This is a genomic window from Microcoleus sp. BM001215392, assembly GCF_036700185.1.
GTDB lineage: Bacteria > Cyanobacteriota > Cyanobacteriia > Cyanobacteriales > Microcoleaceae > Microcoleus.
Map to the genome: position 1 here is coordinate 1 of NZ_JAUBOJ010000104.1, position 18,441 is coordinate 18,441.

13 protein-coding genes are annotated in these 18,441 nt (G+C 46.8%); 5 read left to right on the forward strand and 8 right to left on the reverse strand.

Going from position 1 to position 18,441, the window contains the following annotated elements; translation table 11 throughout:
* Positions 1 to 267 precede the first annotated feature (267 nt).
* The 6 genes from QT974_RS13575 to psbZ form a co-directional block, all read right to left on the reverse strand.
* Positions 268 to 1,740 (reverse strand): DEAD/DEAH box helicase, encoded by a 1,473-nt coding sequence (locus QT974_RS13575; protein ID WP_333468998.1) that lies wholly within the window; start codon positions 1,738 to 1,740, stop codon positions 268 to 270.
* A 1,053-nt stretch (positions 1,741 to 2,793) separates the two neighbouring features.
* On the reverse strand, positions 2,794 to 4,116 hold the full coding sequence (rimO, locus tag QT974_RS13580; RefSeq protein WP_333468999.1) for a 30S ribosomal protein S12 methylthiotransferase RimO: 1,323 nt from the start codon (positions 4,114 to 4,116) through the stop codon (positions 2,794 to 2,796).
* Between the two features lie 380 nt (positions 4,117 to 4,496).
* Positions 4,497 to 5,120, reverse strand: coding sequence for a Uma2 family endonuclease (locus tag QT974_RS13585; protein WP_333469000.1), 624 nt, complete (start codon positions 5,118 to 5,120; stop codon positions 4,497 to 4,499).
* Positions 5,121 to 5,300: 180 nt separating this feature from the next.
* A complete protein-coding gene (locus QT974_RS13590) occupies positions 5,301 to 5,879 on the reverse strand; it encodes a Uma2 family endonuclease (protein WP_333469001.1) in 579 nt (192 codons plus the stop codon).
* Positions 5,880 to 5,976: 97 nt separating this feature from the next.
* Positions 5,977 to 6,531, reverse strand: coding sequence for a 6,7-dimethyl-8-ribityllumazine synthase (gene ribH, locus QT974_RS13595; RefSeq protein WP_333469002.1), 555 nt, complete (start codon positions 6,529 to 6,531; stop codon positions 5,977 to 5,979).
* A gap of 231 nt (positions 6,532 to 6,762) precedes the next feature.
* Positions 6,763 to 6,954: a photosystem II reaction center protein PsbZ gene (psbZ, locus tag QT974_RS13600; protein WP_333469003.1), complete on the reverse strand. Its 192-nt coding sequence runs from the start codon at positions 6,952 to 6,954 to the stop codon at positions 6,763 to 6,765.
* Between the two features lie 444 nt (positions 6,955 to 7,398).
* Between psbZ and QT974_RS13605 the strand changes: the two genes are divergently transcribed.
* The 3 genes from QT974_RS13605 to QT974_RS13615 all read left to right on the forward strand — a co-directional run bounded on the left by QT974_RS13605 (position 7,399) and on the right by QT974_RS13615 (position 13,158).
* On the forward strand, positions 7,399 to 10,257 hold the full coding sequence (locus QT974_RS13605) for a CBS domain-containing protein (protein ID WP_333469004.1): 2,859 nt from the start codon (positions 7,399 to 7,401) through the stop codon (positions 10,255 to 10,257).
* A 341-nt stretch (positions 10,258 to 10,598) separates the two neighbouring features.
* Positions 10,599 to 11,054 (forward strand): DUF2127 domain-containing protein, encoded by a 456-nt coding sequence (locus QT974_RS13610; protein ID WP_333469005.1) that lies wholly within the window; start codon positions 10,599 to 10,601, stop codon positions 11,052 to 11,054.
* Positions 11,055 to 11,586: 532 nt separating this feature from the next.
* Positions 11,587 to 13,158 (forward strand): serine/threonine protein kinase, encoded by a 1,572-nt coding sequence (locus QT974_RS13615; RefSeq protein WP_333469006.1) that lies wholly within the window; start codon positions 11,587 to 11,589, stop codon positions 13,156 to 13,158.
* Between the two features lie 661 nt (positions 13,159 to 13,819).
* On the opposite strand, the gene QT974_RS13620 is transcribed toward QT974_RS13615, so the two are convergent.
* On the reverse strand, positions 13,820 to 13,942 hold the full coding sequence (locus QT974_RS13620) for a hypothetical protein (protein ID WP_333469007.1): 123 nt from the start codon (positions 13,940 to 13,942) through the stop codon (positions 13,820 to 13,822).
* An 88-nt stretch (positions 13,943 to 14,030) separates the two neighbouring features.
* On the opposite strand from QT974_RS13620, the gene QT974_RS13625 reads away from it, so the two are divergent.
* Both QT974_RS13625 and QT974_RS13630 read left to right on the forward strand, forming a co-directional pair.
* The gene (locus QT974_RS13625) at positions 14,031 to 14,369 is read left to right on the forward strand and encodes a DUF6825 family protein (RefSeq protein WP_333469008.1); all 339 of its coding nucleotides are present in this window, start codon (positions 14,031 to 14,033) and stop codon (positions 14,367 to 14,369) included.
* Between the two features lie 149 nt (positions 14,370 to 14,518).
* The gene (locus QT974_RS13630; protein ID WP_333469009.1) at positions 14,519 to 16,285 is read left to right on the forward strand and encodes an ABC1 kinase family protein; all 1,767 of its coding nucleotides are present in this window, start codon (positions 14,519 to 14,521) and stop codon (positions 16,283 to 16,285) included.
* A 462-nt stretch (positions 16,286 to 16,747) separates the two neighbouring features.
* On the opposite strand, the gene ltrA is transcribed toward QT974_RS13630, so the two are convergent.
* The gene (ltrA, locus tag QT974_RS13635; protein ID WP_333469010.1) at positions 16,748 to 18,343 is read right to left on the reverse strand and encodes a group II intron reverse transcriptase/maturase; all 1,596 of its coding nucleotides are present in this window, start codon (positions 18,341 to 18,343) and stop codon (positions 16,748 to 16,750) included.
* Between the last annotated feature and the right edge of the window lie 98 nt (positions 18,344 to 18,441).

Sequence of the window (18,441 nt, forward strand, 5' to 3'; positions counted from 1 at the left end):
TTTGAAGCCTGAAGAAGCATGACCGCATATAAGTTATTAGTTATCATCTCATATTCACTACGGTCATGCTTCGCCCCTACAAACATATTTGCCTTGCGCCAGATACCCCGTGCAGTCTAGGTACGTAGTTGCGCTTCAGCGCTCCTTCATAAAGAGCGCTGAAGTGCAACAACGTACCTAAAGATTAACCCCACATATAAAAAAATAAGGTGCGCACTGCGCACCCTACCAGTTAGAAAATAAGGCGCGCAGCGCGCACCCTACTAATTAGCTGTTCTGGGGAACGGGAGCAGGAATGCTCGAACCGACTGAATTAGTCGGCGCGCCAGTCTTAGCCCGCTTTTTGATCAAGATTGGCTTGACGCTGTTTTCTCCACCAATAGGGGGATCTTCTTGTTGAGCGTAATCGGCGCCCATCCAAGCCGGACGGCTTTGATCGAAGGCCATTTGCAAAGCTGCGGCGGCGATCGCATGGGAGTCGTATTCCTCAGACAACTGAGACACCAGAGGTAAGAAAGATGCCATCCGTTCGCCAGCCAAAGCTTCGCGAACCTTACCCTGCATCTTTTCCAACTGACGAGCTTCAATTTGTGCCCGTGTCGGAATGTTGCGCACCGTCAAGCTCGATCGCACGTGGCGTTCAATCAAGCGCAATTTGCGGCGATCCACCGGTTGAATCAGCGTGATCGCAGTTCCTTCGCGGCCGGCCCGGCCAGTACGTCCGATCCGGTGAACGTAGCTTTCTACGCTATCGGGTAAATCGTAGTTAATTACGTGAGTCAAGTGATCCACATCCAAACCGCGGGCCGCAATATCAGTCGCCACTACCCAGCGGACTTGACATTGGCGGAACCGATGCAGCAAGCGTTCCCGCTGTGCCTGATTCAAATTACCGTGATATTCGTCAACGCTGTGACCGGCTGCTTGCAGTTGGCTAGTAAGTTCCGCCGCCGACTGCCGCGTCCGCACAAAAATCAGTGCAGATTCCGGGTCTTCCATTTCTAGAATTGGCTGCAAAGCTCTTGCCTTCGACCAGCCGCGAGGAATCATGTACACGCCTTGGCTGATGCGCTTCGGCGTTGCTTTTGGCTGTTCTACGGTGACGTTGACTGGGTTGCGCAAATGCCGCGCTACCAATTTCCGAATGGAAGGTTCCATCGTCGCCGAGAAAAATGCTGTTTGACGATCTTTTGGTGCAGCATCCAAGATTTTTTCCACATCTTGGATGAAGCCCATGCTGAGCATTTCGTCAGCTTCGTCCAAAACCAGCCATTGTACTTTGTCTAGTTTCAGGCTGCCGCGGCTGAGCATATCTAAGATGCGTCCGGGTGTACCGACCACGATGTGAACGCCGCGCTTCAAACGCTGCATTTGGCGATCGATCGATTGACCGCCGTACACGGTCAGAACTTGCAGAGAGCGACCGACTTTTACCGGGCCGTCGCTGCTGATGCCGCTCAAATCGCGGATGGCTTCAGTTACCTGCATGGCCAATTCGCGAGTCGGTGTGAGCACCAATGCTTGTACCGCGGTTAAATCTAAATCAATCCGTTCCAAGATGGGCAACGAGAATGCTGCCGTTTTGCCCGTTCCAGTTTGAGCTTGACCCACAACGTCGCGACCTGCTAGCAGGTGCGGAATTGCTTGTACTTGGATGGGAGTAGGTTCTGTAAAGCCGAGTGTTTCCAGATGGAGAACGAGTTCTTCGGAAAGACCCAAGCCTTCAAACAATAAATTCATTAATGCTCCTAATAACGAGTCTTAGCCTTCTAAGTCGCCCAACTCGGATGCGGATTTCTGCTCTAGGGCAGGAACTCATATATGAGTTCTGTATGGTGCTGCGCCTGCGCGCACCTTTTCAAATAGCAATCGAGTATAGGGCAGCTCCGTCGATGGTGACTAATTTACCGATTCGACAGCCGTCTTTGATTTTGTGACATCACCGATATCAACCGCCAGCGATCGAGTTATCGGCTTCCAACATTCTTAAAATAGTACATTGGACTTCCTTTGAGGTACTTGCAAGCTTTCTCTCTTGGGCATTTTATAGTGAGGATCGTGACCAGCCCCACTTTACTACCTGCATGGTAGTTAGACTTTTGTTGGTTCAGGCGCTATCCCGCAATCCGTCGCCTGCGGGATTCTACAGGGAATGTTGCGACCGTCAGTCGATTTTAGATTTTAGATTTTAGATTTTAGATTTACTCCACAGATCGATCTGGGGGGTCTTAACTAGCGTCTAAAATTTTCAATCTCTCCACTCCTGGCGTCGGTGGCTTCTATCCGTTTTTGGACTACCGTTACCGCCTATCCATCTCAACACTCTTTCGGGATACCGTTGTGGTGTAGGGCGGACGGCGAAGCAATCTCAAAATTCTCCCCGGTTATTTCTGGCTTGTTATCATCATAACTCTTTACATTCAGAAACAAAACATTAAATTCGTTAAAATTCTCCGATCGTTCTGTAGAGATAACCGCACCCCGACGGGGCGGGTCGATTGCCAGAGAGGGGGTAAAAAAGTTTACAGCCCCTTTTCTACATATCTTTGCACAATCTTGCACTAATGGTTACTTTTCTTGGACAATCCGCTAATCATTTCTGGTTGGTGTCCGGTTTTTTTCGCCACACTGTCTGAGGCGACAGTTGCAGCAACACGCTTGACTTGACCCGCCCACAGACGGATACTTGCTTTCCGACACGAGCGTCAGAGTCGATCCCAAAGTTTTAGACTAAAATTCCAGCTCCCAGATTCACTGCGCTGCAAGTCAATTCTTTAATCTAAAATCCAAAATCTAAAGTCTAAAATCGACTTGACCGTAGAGGTCGTAGACATCTGAACTTGTAATTTTCACAGATACGATCGATCCCAGCCGCGCTTCTCCTGTTACATAGACGAGTCCATCTACTTCTGGGGAAAATCTGGCGGATCTACCAATCAACTCGCCTGTCTCTGGCTGTTCTTGTTCTATCAGGACATCAACTACCTGACCGACAGACTCTTGATTCTTTTTCAATGATATAGGTTGTTGTGCCGCCATTACCGAATCGCGTCGCATTTCCATTATTTTTGCGGGTATTTGCTGAGGCAAACTGAAGGCTGGAGTGCCTTCTTCGGGCGAAAATACGAAAACTCCCACGTGATCGAATTCGTGGCGCTTGACAAATTCTAGCAAGTGTGCTGCGTGTTCGTCTGTTTCGCCCGGGAAGCCAACTATAAAAGTTGTCCGCATGACGGCGCCTTTAATTGCTGCTTTGAGCCGATCGACTATAGCATCATTAATCCCAGCTTGAAAAGGCCGATTCATCGCCCGCAGAATTTCTGGGTGCGAATGTTGCAGAGGTAAATCCAAATACGGCAAAACGTTGGGCGTTTCGCAGATTGCCGCCACAACTTGCGGAGTCAAACCTGTAGGATAGGCGTAGTGCATCCGAATCCAAGGCACATCTACTTCACCCAAAGCCCGCAGCAGTTCGGCTAGTTTTGGTTCGCCATAGATATCTTTGCCGTAGTTGGTGGTAATTTGAGAAATTAGGATAATTTCCTTTACCCCTTCGGAGGCTAATTGCTTAGCTTCGGCGACAATTGATTCGATCGTGCGCGATCGTTGATTTCCGCGCAAGTGCGGGATAATGCAAAATGCACAGCGGTAGTCACAGCCTTCTGCTATCCGCAGATAGGCGACACCTTCCGATGTTGTGCGGTAGCGAGGAGTAGTTTCGTCAGCGATGTAAGTAGGTTCGCTAGAGACGAGGGAAACTCGATCGCCCTTTTCGACTCTTTGCATCACATCGACAATTTTATGATAGTCACCAGTGCCGACAATTGCGACGGCTTCCGGCAATTCATCCAGCAATTGCTGCTGAAAATGCTGTGCCATGCAGCCGGTGATGACTACTTTTTTATTAGCTTCCGCTAATTCTACCAAGGTGCGGACTGACTCTTCTCGCGCAGCTTGAATAAAACTGCAAGTATTGACTACAACATAATCGGCTAATTCTTCATTAGAATCGACTTGATAGCCCGCTTGAGCCAGCAAGCCAATCATGTGTTCGGTATCGATGCGATTTTTTTCGCAGCCGAGGTGCGTAAATGCGATCGTTGGCTTCGTTGCCATGCAGTAATAGTTAGTGTTGCGCTATTTCTAAGAACGTTTTATGATATCACACAATTTGACAATTTGCAAGCTTGTGTGGATGCGATCGGGGAATTACGCATCAAAACCAGAGAAACCGGGTTTTTTCGCGTTTTTGTCGCCCTAACGAAGTATTCCCGTAAAAACCCGGTTTCTGACCACCCGCGCGTAAGGCATTCCTTGGTGATTCGGCGGTTGAAACCGCAAAGCGAGTCAAACTTGCGTCCGCCTCCGCCGCGGACTAAGAAATGGCTCTTTGGTTTGTTGCTGTCAAATTTAAGTTTTTTTCAGTTGATTAAATAGTAGCCAACCCATCGTAATATCATCCAATCTTCGATCGACCTTTGCATAATTTTTACACGCTAGTTCGGCAAACCAGCCAGAAAAATCTGCTCCGCCGTTAATGGCAATTCTGGAAAAGCCAGCGACTCAACCCTGTCGCTTCCCCTAAACTGTTTAACCTGATACTCCCCATCTACCAATTGGTAAACCGAAAGTGTTGGTTGTTTGGGATTACCGATAAACTTGCGGCCGCCCAAACCTAAATAATCAACAATCCAGTATTCGGGAATGCCCATTTCTTCATAATCGGAAGCTTTGAAAAAATAATCATCCCGCCAGTTCGTGCTGACAACCTCTACAGCCAGTCGCACTGAAGACCCCATCGTGATGACGGATTCTTTTTTCCAGCGTGGTTCGTTTGCAAGTGCGGTTCTGTCTAAGACTATTACGTCTGGTTGATAACCTGCTTCGTCACGGGAAAGCTTGAGTAGGCAGTCACCGGGGATGGAGTAGGGTAATTGCAGTCGCCTGATTTCAAAATTGATCTCACTGGAGATGAAACCCGTAACATCGGAATGGTCGCCGGTTCCTAAAGGCATTTCAACAATTACTCCGTTGTGTAATTCGTACTTATGGACAGAGTTCTCTGGATACCAAGCAACGAACTCATCAAACGTGATTGTTTTCGATATGGTTTGGATCATGTTGTGGTTTCCTCTGTCTGGTGATTAGTATGCCGAAAGCTCAAAGATGACACAACGATAGATGTTATCATTGACAAATTGGACTGTAGCTGATATGGGTGCGATCGCGCCGATCGACTGAATCAAAAATCAGTATCTAGGCGATCGATCGTTGTGAGCGATCGATCGCCTAGTTTTAAATTAGGCTGGAAACACCAAGGATAAATCTAGAGACAATTCGGGAAAACCCGGAATTACGACAGTCTCATTTTGCAAAACAACTCGTTTGGAGCGATAATGGAAGTCACCTTGTCTTTTTTGATAAGGTTCGCTGTGCATTTCCAGTTGACGATCGACTAAATTAAATATCCAATAATTAGAAATCCCAGCTTCAGCGTAGAGAGATAACTTGGTTCTTTGGTCATATTTTAAAGTAGAATCAGAAACCTCAATCACTAACAAGATATCCGCAGGTTCTGGGTGAGAATCTAAATAATTATCATAACGATTGCGGGCGATAACCACATCAGGTTCTGGTTCGCTATTTGTAGTACATAAAATTATCGGTTCTTGTACGCGCAAGCGAGCGCGTCTTGCCAGTAAAATGACTAACTCTTCAAGTAAAAGACTGTTACAAACAGAGTGAAACCTACCTTTAGCAGCCATTTTGATAATTTCTCCGCGAATCAATTCTACTCGCTCATCGGGAGCGAAAAATCCCAGTTCTCCCAAACGGTGATATTCTGCGATCGAGAATCTTTTCGCGGTGACAGTATTCATGGCTTTGCTTACCTACTTGATCTCTTAGTCCGCACAGGCGGACTTTGTTTTTGTAGACGCGATTTCAATCGCCGAGTTATCTCAGAAGATACATACATCAAGCCAGATTAGTTTCGCCCGACAGCACTTGAACAGCAGACGCAGCAGGTAATTGCTCGTAAGAGTTTGCGCCCAAACCATTAACCTGACGCATCAAAGTGCCCATTTCCAAAGCACTCATCGCATAATTCCAGCCCAAATTGCTCTTAATTCCCGCCCTTTCCAAAGCTTGCTGCATTGTATCAGTCGTCACCACCCCAAAAATCACCGGTACACCTGTTTGAAAAGCAGCAGCAGCAATTCCCTTAGCAACCTCACCCGCTACAAAATCGAAATGCGGAGTTTGGCCGCGAATTACCGCACCCAGACAGATTACCGCATCGTAGCGGCGAGAAAGAGCCGCTTGGCGGGCCACCAAGGGAATCTCAAAACTTCCGGGAACCCAAAAAAAGTCCACCTGAGATCCGTGAGGATCGATATCAACCCCGTGGCGTTTCAAGCAATCTTGACATCCCTCCAACAGTTTGTTGACAATCAAATCGTTAAAACGACCGATGACAATCGCAAACCGGAGAGATTCTGTTTGAGTAAAAGTTCCCTCGAAAACAGTCATAGTGTTCTATTTTAGATTTTAGGTCTTAGATTTTATTTTTTTGTTTGTGAGAAGGCAAAAGTCAGAAAACCGAAACATCTCATCTGAATCAAAGAGTGCAAAAACATACAGGCTCGTCGCACGGTCTAAATAATTCCTAGCTTTTGCCGAATGCAGAATGCCTTTAAATCACTGATTAATGCCTTCAAACTTCTATCTTTTGCCTTCTTTAACTAAACTTTTTTGGCGAAATTAAACTACTAAAAAGTTTAAGACACCCACTGCAATAACCAGTAAAAACCAGAGACCAGAACCAGCAAAAATCAGCGTTTTAGACTGATTCCAGTTTTGGGGAGAAGCATAGGCAACTGGGACACCAACAACCATCACAAAAGACAGTAGCACGAGACCTAGTAAAACCACTTGAAACAGAATCGATAACATCTTTTCTCCTTTTGATATAACCGTGCGCGGACGAGAAATAGTTTGTCATAACCTGGCAAAATATTCCAGATTATAGTTTTTGACAGTATCCCGATAGTCGATCGAGAAATTGTCGGTTGAGTGATACTAAAGAGACTGTGCAAATTCGGGCATTGCGCGAACAGGCCTTAGTAGCTCTTGAGATTTTTATCAATTTTATCACTGTTCGCAGCAGCACAGAAAACTGGATTCGATACTGGCTGAAGCTTAAGTTAAACAGTCCAGGTCGCATTCAGACCTCAGAAACCGGGCTTCTTGCGTGATTTCTCGTGATTCGTCCCAAATTTTTCCGAGAAACCCGGTTGCTAGCCCGTGCGTAAGTCCTGTTAAAGCCCGATCGCCCGATCCGGTATCAAAGCCCTATAAATTGCTAGTGTGGGAGTGAGAGATACGGGATTTTCGGCTATGGACTTAGTTTTGTGCCACACAACAGCAGATTTTGATGCCTTAGGAGCAGCGGTGGGACTTTCCGTGCTGCGCCCCGGTAGCAGAATCGTGCTGACTGGCGGTTCTCACCCGACAGTGCGGGATTTTTTGGCGCTACACCGCGACGAGTACCCGCTGATTGAACGTCGATCGGTCAATCCGCAACAAATTCGATCTATTAGTATAGTGGATGCCTCAGGGCGCGATCGACTAGGAAAAGCCGCCGAGTGGCTAGACTTGCCACAAATCAACGAAATTGCGGTTTTTGACCACCACCTACAGGCTGATTTAGACATCCCCGCTACTGTCACCCAAATTGAAGCAGTCGGGGCTACCACTACATTAATTGTCGAAAAACTCCGCGAAAAATTCCAAAAAGCAACCGAAAACGGCGATACAGTATCCCGGCTTTTACCTTCAGAAGCTACAGTCATGGCCCTCGGAATCCACGTCGATACCGGTTCCCTCACCTTCGACGGCGCAACCGCGCGAGACGCACTGGCTTTGGCGTGGTTGATGGAACAAGGAGCCAGTTTGCGGGTAATCTCTGAATATGTAGAACCCGGTTTGTCTCCGCAATTGCAGGATTTGCTCAGAGAAGCGCTGGAAAATTTGCGATCGCAAACCTTTAATGGTTATACAGTAGCTTCAGTCTTGCTATCCACTGAAGCCTACGTGCCCGGACTTTCGGCGCTGGCTTCTCGCTTGCTCGATTTAACTGAAGCCGATGCTCTACTTTTAGGTAACGTTTATAAATTTACCGAAAACGACAGCAGCCGCAACATCCCTGAATCTCAAGTTTCCAACCGCTTAGCTATTATCGGTCGATCGCGCATTTCCAGCACAAACCTCAGCGAATTGTTCAAACCTTTCGGCGGCGGAGGTCACGCCCGCGCCGCATCCCTCGCCACCCGAGATGTTGACGCCCTGCTAACTTTAAATCAATTAGCTGACTCACTCAAAGCTCAAATCCCGCACCCTCCCACCGCCCGCGAATTAATGTCATCTCCAGTGCGGAGCATTCGCCCGGAAGCCTCCGTGGGAGATGCTCACCGTATCCTCCTACGTTACGGGCATTCTGGACTTTCAGTTGTCGATACGGGCGATCGACTGGCAGGAATTATCTCGCGCCGCGATATTGACATCGCCCTCCACCACGGTTTCAGTCACGCCCCAGTTAAGGGTTACATGACTCCGCAGCTAAAAACCATCGCCCCGGATACCTTGTTGCCAGAAATTGAAGCTTTAATGGTGACATACGATATCGGGCGTTTGCCGGTATTGGAAAACGGCCAACTGGTGGGAATTGTGACTCGCACTGACGTGTTGCGGGAATTGCACCAGCAAAAAGGGCGCGATAGTGGAAGTAATCCTGAGTTGTCTAATTGTCGCGTACCTGAATCCGTTGAGCAATTGTTGCGATCGGGCATTAGTAGCGAATTATGGCAATTATTGTCGATCGCGGCCAACATTGCCCAAGAACGCGGCTGGCAACTGTATATTGTCGGTGGAGCAGTCCGCGATTTACTCTTAGCTACGGACTACCAACTAACGCTCACAGACATTGATTTGGTTGTGGATGGAAACTGCGGCGCCGACGATTCCGGTGCCGGTGTCGAACTAGCTTCAGCCCTGCAAAAGCTTTACCCCAACTCGCGTTTAGACGTTCACGGTCAATTTCAAACCGCCGCCCTGTTGTGGCACAAAGACTCTACTTTCGGTTCCCTCTGGCTGGATATCGCTACGGCTCGTACTGAATTTTACCCTTATCCGGCCGCAAATCCTGAAGTTGAAGCGAGTTCGATCCGTCAAGATTTGTACCGCAGAGATTTTACAATTAATGCGCTGGCTGTGCGGTTGGGTGTGCCACACAGTGGGGAATTGTTAGATTTTTTTGGCGGTTTGCTAGATTTGGAAGCGCGGCAAATTCGAGTTTTGCACTCTAACAGTTTTATCGAAGATCCGACACGGATTTATCGGGCTGTGCGGTTTGCGGTGCGACTGGGATTTTCCATTGAGTCGCAGACTGAAGGATACATCCGCCACGCTTTGGAAAGCGGGATTTATTACCGTATTCAGGGGGAAAACGGCAGAGCCCCGGCTTTGGAAACTCGCCTCAAAAGTGAATTGAAGTACATTTTGCAAGCTCCTTATTGGCAGGTTGCTTTGCGGATGCTAGGAGATTTGCAGGCTTTGCGCTGCATTCATCCTACTTTAAATTTGGATCGTCGGTTATGGCGGCGGCTGCGTTTGCTCGATCGATGTTTGCAAGGAAGGAAGTTCGGCAACGAATTTCGTAACGGATTTAACGGATTGATGTTGAAAGATGCAACTATTGCCAATTCCCAGTTAACAATTATCAATTCCCAATTCCCTGTTATCAATATTCCTGATTGGCTGATGCGGCTGGAAGTTTTGATCGCTTATTTAGCACCTGAATATCGGGTTAAGGTGGCTACAAATCTTCAGTTACCAGCAGATAGTATTAAGCGGCTGCAACATTTGGAAGCCGGAAAAAACCGCATAGCAGAAAATTTGCCGAAGTGTAATTTACCCAGTCAATTGGTGTTTCTGTTGAGGAATTATGAGTTACCGTTGTTAATGGCGATCGCCCTGCAAAGCCCCCGCAGCGCCCGCCGCCAGATTTGGCAATACCTCACCCGGTTGGCGAATGTTGAGCCGCCTTTAAACGGCAATGACTTAAAGGCTTTGGGTTACAAGCCAGGGCCTGGGTTTAAACTGATGTTGGATGATTTGTTGGCTGCGAGGTTGGATGGCGATTTGGGCGATCGGGCTGCTGCTATCTCTTTCTTAGCAAAACGTTATCCTCAAGCTTAGCATCTAAGTATGCGGTCGCAGGAGGGCTTTATTTTTATATAATTGGTTGATTCAATCCGATCGCGATCGCAATTTTCACAGCTTAATCGGATTGCAGGCTGCCTCATTCTTAGATTGATTCGGAAAAACTAGAGAGCGAGCCGATGGCGGGCCGAACTTCAGTTTTGTCTGACTGACGCACAACTGGTTACACACCAAATTTTTAGGCAAAAATACTACAATACCTTTAATTTAGAACCCAGACGTGTTTATTTTATATTGATTTATCCAGGAGTTTTGTAGTTTTTAATTTCCCCAAGCCCCACAGCCACTCGCACATTATAAATATTCTCATAATTAACGTGAAAACCCACCGCCCCCCTGCTTTGATCGCAATTGTCCTTTACAAATTTTTTGTCGCTTCCTTACTTGCAGTAACTTCGATAGCGTTGCTTTTTACACTTAAAAATCATCAAGCTTTGGAGGATTTTTCGGAATCTTTTTTATTAGAAACAAAACTAAAAATAGTTGAATATTTATTAGATAAAATTCTAAGTCTTAAGCAAAATACCTTACTTTTTAGCGGACTTGCTGCCGGAATGTATGCAGTCTTGACTGCTGTCGAAGCGATTGGTTTGTGGTACCAAAAAGGCTGGGCAACTATCTTGGTTTTAGTGTTGGTAGGCATCAGTATACCTCCTGAAATATATGAATTATTTCAAGGTGTCACGGTACTTAAGTTAGTGGTATTCATCTTAAATGTGGCAGTGTTGTGGTACTTGTTGCACCATTTGCCGACACACGGCAAAAAAGCTTAAGTTTGACTGTAGTTGGCGATCGCCCCATACCCAATTGTTAAGGTTTTTTGTCTCTATTTTTCACCTTTTTTTGCCGACTGGGCAGTCTTAACAATCTCGGATTTACCGCTGCACAACTTTGTACATAAGTCAATTAAAATTCTAAATCTTTACAATTTACAAAAATTTGTAAAGATTTGTTAAAGCTAAAAGGGGTTATACCCCCCATGAGTTATATTGAAAGATATAGATGCACCCTGATGGCTTTCCCGTTCCACAAGAGCGGGATTTTTATTGAAAAAATATTAGACTTCTTGCACAAAGTTTTTTTGAGCGAATGTCGTAGCTATTTTGGCAAGAAGTTGATTCTATGAAGTTTTAAAACGCTGGGCACAGATAGGATTGGTCAAAAATTCCCAGAAAACGATCGCCCGCTACCAAAAAATTCAGACTAAAAGCCAAAACTAACGTGCAGGTCGATCGAATGCGGGGTCTAAAGCAGCGAAATGACCCAAAGGCGGTAGCATAGTTTGGGAACCGGCATCAACTAAAGATGAACTTAGCGCCAGCAACAGTCCTGCAACAGGGCAAATATCAAATTAACGCGACTTTAGGTATAGGAGGGTTCGGGATTACTTACCGAGCTGTCCATACCCATTTAAACCAAACCGTCGTACTCAAGACCCTCAACGAAAGCCTGCGCCAACATCCAGCATCAGCGCAGTTTCAACAGCAGTTTCTTGCCGAAGCCCGACGGCTGTCTCGATGCCAGCATTCCAACATCGTCAGGATCGTCGATTTTTTTGAAGAAGCCGGACAATCTTTTATCGCGATGGACTACGTTCCGGGCAAAACTCTCGCCCAAATAGTCGAAACCGGTCAACCGCTGCCAGAAGCCCAGGCCCTGCACTACATCAGGCAAATAGCCTCAGCGGTAAGTAAAGTTCACGACAGCGGATTGTTGCACGGAGACATCAAGCCAGAAAATATGATCCGGCGAGCCGATTCTCATCTAGTAATGTTGATAGACTTCGGCATTGCTCGCGACTTTACCGCCGGCACGAAACAAGCCCACACAAACTTACTGTCTCCGGGTTACGCGCCGATGGAACAATACCTCTATGACGGTAAATGTACCTCGGCCACCGACATCTACGCGATCGCCGCTACCCTATATTACTTGCTCTGCGGCGTCCCACCCGTAGCAGCACCCCTGCGCGATCGAATTCCCCTAGTTTCTTTGCGGCAATTTCAGCCCAACCTCAACCCCAGAATCGAGCGAGCAATCCTTCAGGGACTCGAAACCGATCCCCAGAAACGCCCCCAGACAGTGGAAAATTGGCTTACCATGCTCCAAGAACAAGAGCGAGTACCCGTAGAAAGAAACAGCAAGCAAAGTCTGCGATTGCCAGCACCTCCGCCGCCGCAGTTGACTTTGCTGGCATTTTTTGTGACGGCTGTAATTGCAGGCTGGATGGGTTTTGACCTCGCATGGCGCTACAACAGCATGAATGCCAGCAGCAATGGCCCCAAAACTCAATCTTTCCCATCTCTAGAAGATTTACTCAAATCCCAAGATATGTCGGCGCCGATGTTTGGCCAGCCCTCAGTCGAAAGCAGCCCTCTGCCGCCGATCGTACTCAACAAACGTCCCAAACCCACGTCAGACAGCAGCAACATTCCAGAACCGATCGAGTCCCCAGCAGCTAGCGATGGAGCTAAAAATTCCCCAAGCCCGGAAACTCCCGCCGCAGAGACACCAGCGTCAGCTTCGGCATCTCCGACTCCCGATCCCGAACAGCAGCTTTCTGAGTCCCCCATTCCCGAGGCGAACACCCAAATCGAGCCAGTACCCAAACAGGTTCCCGCACCGGTACCTTCGGTTGCACCCCTGCCACCGGAAACTCCCAGTTACTCGTCCCCCACACCCGCACCGCCTGCTGCTAAGAGTGCTGACACCCTGTCGCCGTCGGAATCTTCCCCGCCAGATTCCCCAATACCCGCCTCCGGTGAACCTGCGATACCGAGCCGCAGCGGCACCAATTCCGATAGTTCGATCGCGCCTTACTCGGCGCCTCCTGTTCCAGAACCGACTGCTCCTTTGGCTGAACCGACGACGAATTAATATTTTTTGAGTTTCTTAAATCTGCTGATAAATACTTGGTTTTATCAACCATCAAAAAAATTTGATGGTTTCACAAACAAGGCTATTTAAAGCCACATAATATTAGCAAAAATATTGCTAAACTCTCACAAAGAAACAGGATATACTAATTTTATCTCAGATTAGGCATTTGCTCTAACACTTAAATTCATCTTAAATATAATTCTCTTATTCATTGAAGATTGACTAATTAGATGTAAATATTCATGTCAATATAATTTCTGAGGTGGGACAGCTTGTGAAAATTTTATAAAGCTACTTATTTTTAAGCTAAGAAAGCATTGATGTCTGCTATTGTTTGGATAATTATCACCCATAAATAAATGTTTTAGAGTACAATTTTTAACAGATAAACCATAACAGACTGAGATTCCTTTCCTGCGGATAGCTTAGCTAACGTTCCTCTATTCGGACAATTTTAAGTAAACCCTATATACGCCATAATTAAAGACAGTTAACTTAAGGTTTTTGTCTGCATGGCAACGCCAGAGCAATCGCTGTGTCTGTTTTTTACATTGTTTTACCCGCAAGACAATCTTCGCAACGCAGATCAGTTTTGGGATGCTATATTTGAGGTAATTTAATTCATAGGTCGCTGCCCGGAGGTTGAGAGACAACCGAGCTACACCAAAGCTGAAAATTCAACGGGTTGTCTGGGTGGCTCCCGGGATGCGATCGTACTCGTGCGATCGCGCCGCCTGAAAAAAAGTTGTAGGTTTCGCAGGCGGCCAGGGCTGGGAATCATTTTTCCCAAACATCCTGTCTTGCGGAACAAGCACCATCGGGGATAAGCAAGTTATAATTTGTGGCGGAAGCGCACAGAGATTTTTTTTATGAGTAAACCACCCGTTCATGCCTTTTTTGTAGGCAGAGCACTTGCCGAAGCACTGTACGAGCAATTAGAAAGCGCCGCAACCAATGCTTTCTCAGAACTCGGCAAATTTGACGCCGAGCAAAGAGAACGCCTGCGGCAGTTCACCGATCGAGTTGTGGAACGGGCGAATCGAGCAGCCGATGACGCCATCCACACTAGAACTGGCACTGCAACTACCAGCACTACCACCATTGAAGACATCCATCCAGCAGAGCTGCAAGTGACTATTGACGAGCTGCGCGCCGAAGTGGCTTTGGTGCGATCGGAATTACAGCGCTACCGCAGCAGTTTGCCCTAACGCGCCGCCCACTCTCCAAAAGCAATAGCTGCGCCGCGCGTACCGGAACAACCAACTATTGACTGATTTCTATGCGAGCGCAAAGCAATGCGCTCCTGCGCTCCTTCTTTCGATCAAAACAACTTAAAATAAGCAATTTGGGAACCCAAGTGTCTGCTCTCCTTGATGACTCTGTTAATCGCCAGCGCTCCCTCCCGCAGTCGGCCTCGGCCGATGAGCCAAAAACTGCCAGTAAATCCTACAAAAGTAAAGCTTATCGCTGGAATCGCGAAAAATACTCCCGGCAACGGCGCTTCTTCGACATTTGGGCCTTTGTCCTGCTGTGGCTGGCTTCGCTGTGGCTCGACAGCAAAAACTGGAGCTACTGGGGAGGCGTGACTGAAGAAAAGAAAGTTGCCAGACGGCGCTTTCAAGCAATCTGGGTGCGAGAAACCCTGCTGGATTTGGGCCCGACTTTCATAAAAGTTGGACAACTATTTTCCACCCGGGCTGACTTGTTTCCAGCAGAATTTGTCGAGGAACTTTCTAAACTTCAAGATAAAGTGCCTGCTTTCAGCTACGAGCAGTTAGAGGTAATTGTCGAGCAAGATTTGGGCAAGACTGTTGGAGAACTCTACCGCAGCTTTGACCCCGTTCCATTGGCCGCTGCCAGTTTGGGTCAGGTACACAAAGCTCAACTGCATTCAGGCCCGGAAGTGGTCGTTAAGGTGCAGCGACCTGGACTGCGAAAGCTGTTCGAGATCGATTTGCAAATTCTTAAGGGAATTGCTCGCTATTTTCAAAACCATCCTAAGTGGGGCCGCGGCCGAGATTGGCTCGGCATTTATGAGGAATGCTGTCGCATTCTGTGGCTGGAAATTGACTATCTCCATGAAGGCCGCAATGCTGATACTTTTCGCCGCAATTTTAGCGACTGCGACTGGGTGCGCGTACCTAGGGTTTACTGGCGCTACGCGGCTCCCCGAGTCCTGACTTTGGAATACCTACCGGGAATTAAAATCAGCCACTATGAGGCTCTAGAAGCGGCTGGGATCGATCGCAAGTTAATCGCTCAGTTGGGCGCGAAAGCTTATTTGCAGCAGTTGCTCAACGACGGCTTTTTCCACGCTGACCCCCACCCCGGCAATATCGCTGTTAGTGCTGACGGCTGTCTGATTTTCTACGATTTTGGCATGATGGGCCAAATTCAGTCTAACGTCCGCCAAGGACTGATGGAGACTCTCTACGGCATTGCTTCTAAGGATGGACAGCGGATTATGGATTCTCTGATCGACTTGGGTGCTTTGGTGCCTACGGGTGATATGAGTCCGGTACGCCGCAGCATCCAGTATATGCTGGATAACTTCATGGACAAGCCTTTTGAAAATCAGTCCGTGAGCGCCATTACAGACGACCTTTACGATATTGCCTACAACCAACCTTTTCGCTTCCCAGCTACTTTTACTTTTGTGATGCGAGCTTTTTCCACCATCGAAGGGGTGGGCCGAGGCTTAGATCCCGATTTTAACTTTATGGAGGTGGCACAACCTTTTGCCATGCAGCTTATGACTAATGGAAATGGCCCTGACGCAAGTAGCAGTATTTTTAACGAAATTGGTCGTCAGGCGGCTCAGGTGAGTTCGACTGCTTTGGGTTTGCCGCGCCGGATTGAGGAGACGATTGACAAGCTCGAACAAGGTGATTTACGGATTCGCGTCCGTTCAGCGGAAACAGAGCGCTTGCTCCGCCGCATGAGCAGCGCTCAAATAAGCACTAATTATGCTTTGTTAATGAGTGCTTTTACTGTGTCGGCAACAATTATGTTTGTCAGCAATCTAGTCTGGCCGGCTGCGGGTTTGGCAGTGCTGGCGGCGGGTTCTCTTTTGGCGATGGTGCGCGTGTTCAAGCGGATCGATCGTTTAGACAGGATGTCATAATTTTGCAATTTTCAATTTGCAATTTTCAATTTGAGATTTATCACCAGCCAAAATTTCAAAAATTAATCTTAAATTTTGGCTGGCCAACTACCGATTTGTGAACTACCACACACCAATCGCCACGCGATATCGCGAAGCTTCCTAGTATCAAGGGCCAACCTCAAGCCCAGTAGTGGAATTAGGCCCACAGTCTTTTGGTCTTACATTACCTCGCCCGGGCACTCACACAGGTTCCCAAGGTCAATATCCCTAAGTAAGCCTTCATTTTTGATATTGATTGCTGCATTTATGTTTCGGTTATAGCTGGTAAAAGGTTAGAGTCGATAGGGGCATTTCTACCCCTACCTCTCCTTCAGAACGGAACGTGAAACTTTCGCTTCATTCCGCTCCTTGATATCTCCATCCTTTGTTAAGGATACAACTCAAAACGGGTTATCATCATAGCTCTTTTGGAGGGAGCCGTCATTTTCCGTTTTTTGTGTCGTGACAGTGTTTATGTAGAAGTTGGAGGTTTCTGTATTCATCCTTACCGCCTAGGGAGCGAGGTTGGATATGGTCAACTTCTACAATGTCTGTAGGTGTGAAGTACAGGCCACAGTGGGTACATTTACCTTTTTGTGTCTTGAGGAGTGTTGCCACTCTTTTTGGTGTTTCAGGGTATTCTCCGCGTCTTTTGCTCCAATAAATCCAGTCACCGTTATAGGGTGTTGAATTGCCTTTTACTTTTACGTGCCTTACGATTGGCGTTGCTGAGTGTTGGAACAATTCTAAACCGTCTTCTGTGCTGAAACACCAATTTCTGTCGCCTACTGTTCGCCAGTATTTGTCTTTGTTGATGCTACCTTTTCCCCGTCGTCTTGCCCATGCTCTTAATTTGTCGTATATCAGGTTGTCTACCTTTGTGAAGGTTTCTTTACTTACTGATGTTGAGTAATAGTTTGACCATCCCCTAATAATTGGATTCAGCCGACTAATTAAAGCAGCTTGTGGGGCATGGTTGTGAATCTCTATTACTCTTTGAATTTTTTCAAGATGAGCCTTAATTTTTGGTTTAGACGGGGTAATTAACGTTTGAAAACCCAAATTGGTTCCATGTGGATTTGTGGCACTTCGGTAGTTACCTACCCTATGTTGTTGTACATGGAATCCCAAAAACTCGAACCCTATATTTCCGTTATATTCATTAAGGGTGTGGGTGAGTTTTGTTTTACTTGGCTTTAATTCTAGACCGATGTCACTCAACCATTCTGCGATTATCTTCTGACAGGTGAGTATTACTTCAATGTTTTCATGGATGATCACAAAATCATCAGCATATCGGATTAAACTTAAGGATTTCCGTTTGTTATCTTTGTTTTGTTTACACTTCAAAGTTTCCGCGTATTGTTTAATCCGTTCTTCCATTCCATGTAAGGCTATGTTAGCCAATAGTGGGGAAATTACTCCTCCTTGTGGCGTTCCTTCAATGGTCTGAAAAATTTCACCTTGTTCTAATACCCCGCTTTTAAGCCACGATTTAATTTGTTTTCGGAGTCGTGGATAGGTATTGATTTTGTCAAGTAACGCTTTGTGGTTAATGCGGTCAAAGCATTTGGCAATATCAGCGTCTAGTACATATTTGGCTTTTTGTTTGATACTACCAAAGATAGCTCCTATTGCATCGTGACACGACCTACCTGGTCTAAAACCATATGAGTTAGGCTCGAATGAGGCCTCCCATTCTGGCTCAAGCGCTGCTTTCACAACTGCTTGTAAGGCGCGGTCGTACATTGTGGGTATTCCTAATGGTCTTGACTCATTAGTTCCTGGTTTTGGAATCATTACCCGACGTGTTGGTTGTGATTTACCAGTTGTTTTGAGTTGATTTACTAGCTTGATTCGTTGCTTAGGGCTTAGTAATTTAATACCGTCCACTCCTGCTGTACGTTTGCCAGTGTTGTCTTGTGTTACCCGTCGTACCGCTAAAACCTTATTAGACCAAGAATTAATCAAGGTCTTCTGAAGCTTACGAACTGCTTTAACATCACCACGCTCACTTGCTCGATAGATACGATGAATGCAACTTGAATGTCAATCTTTCAGCTTTTCGCCAATTGATTTTATTCCATTCCACCGTCGGGTTGTCCCGCGTTTTAGACTTATTCATTGCTACTCTT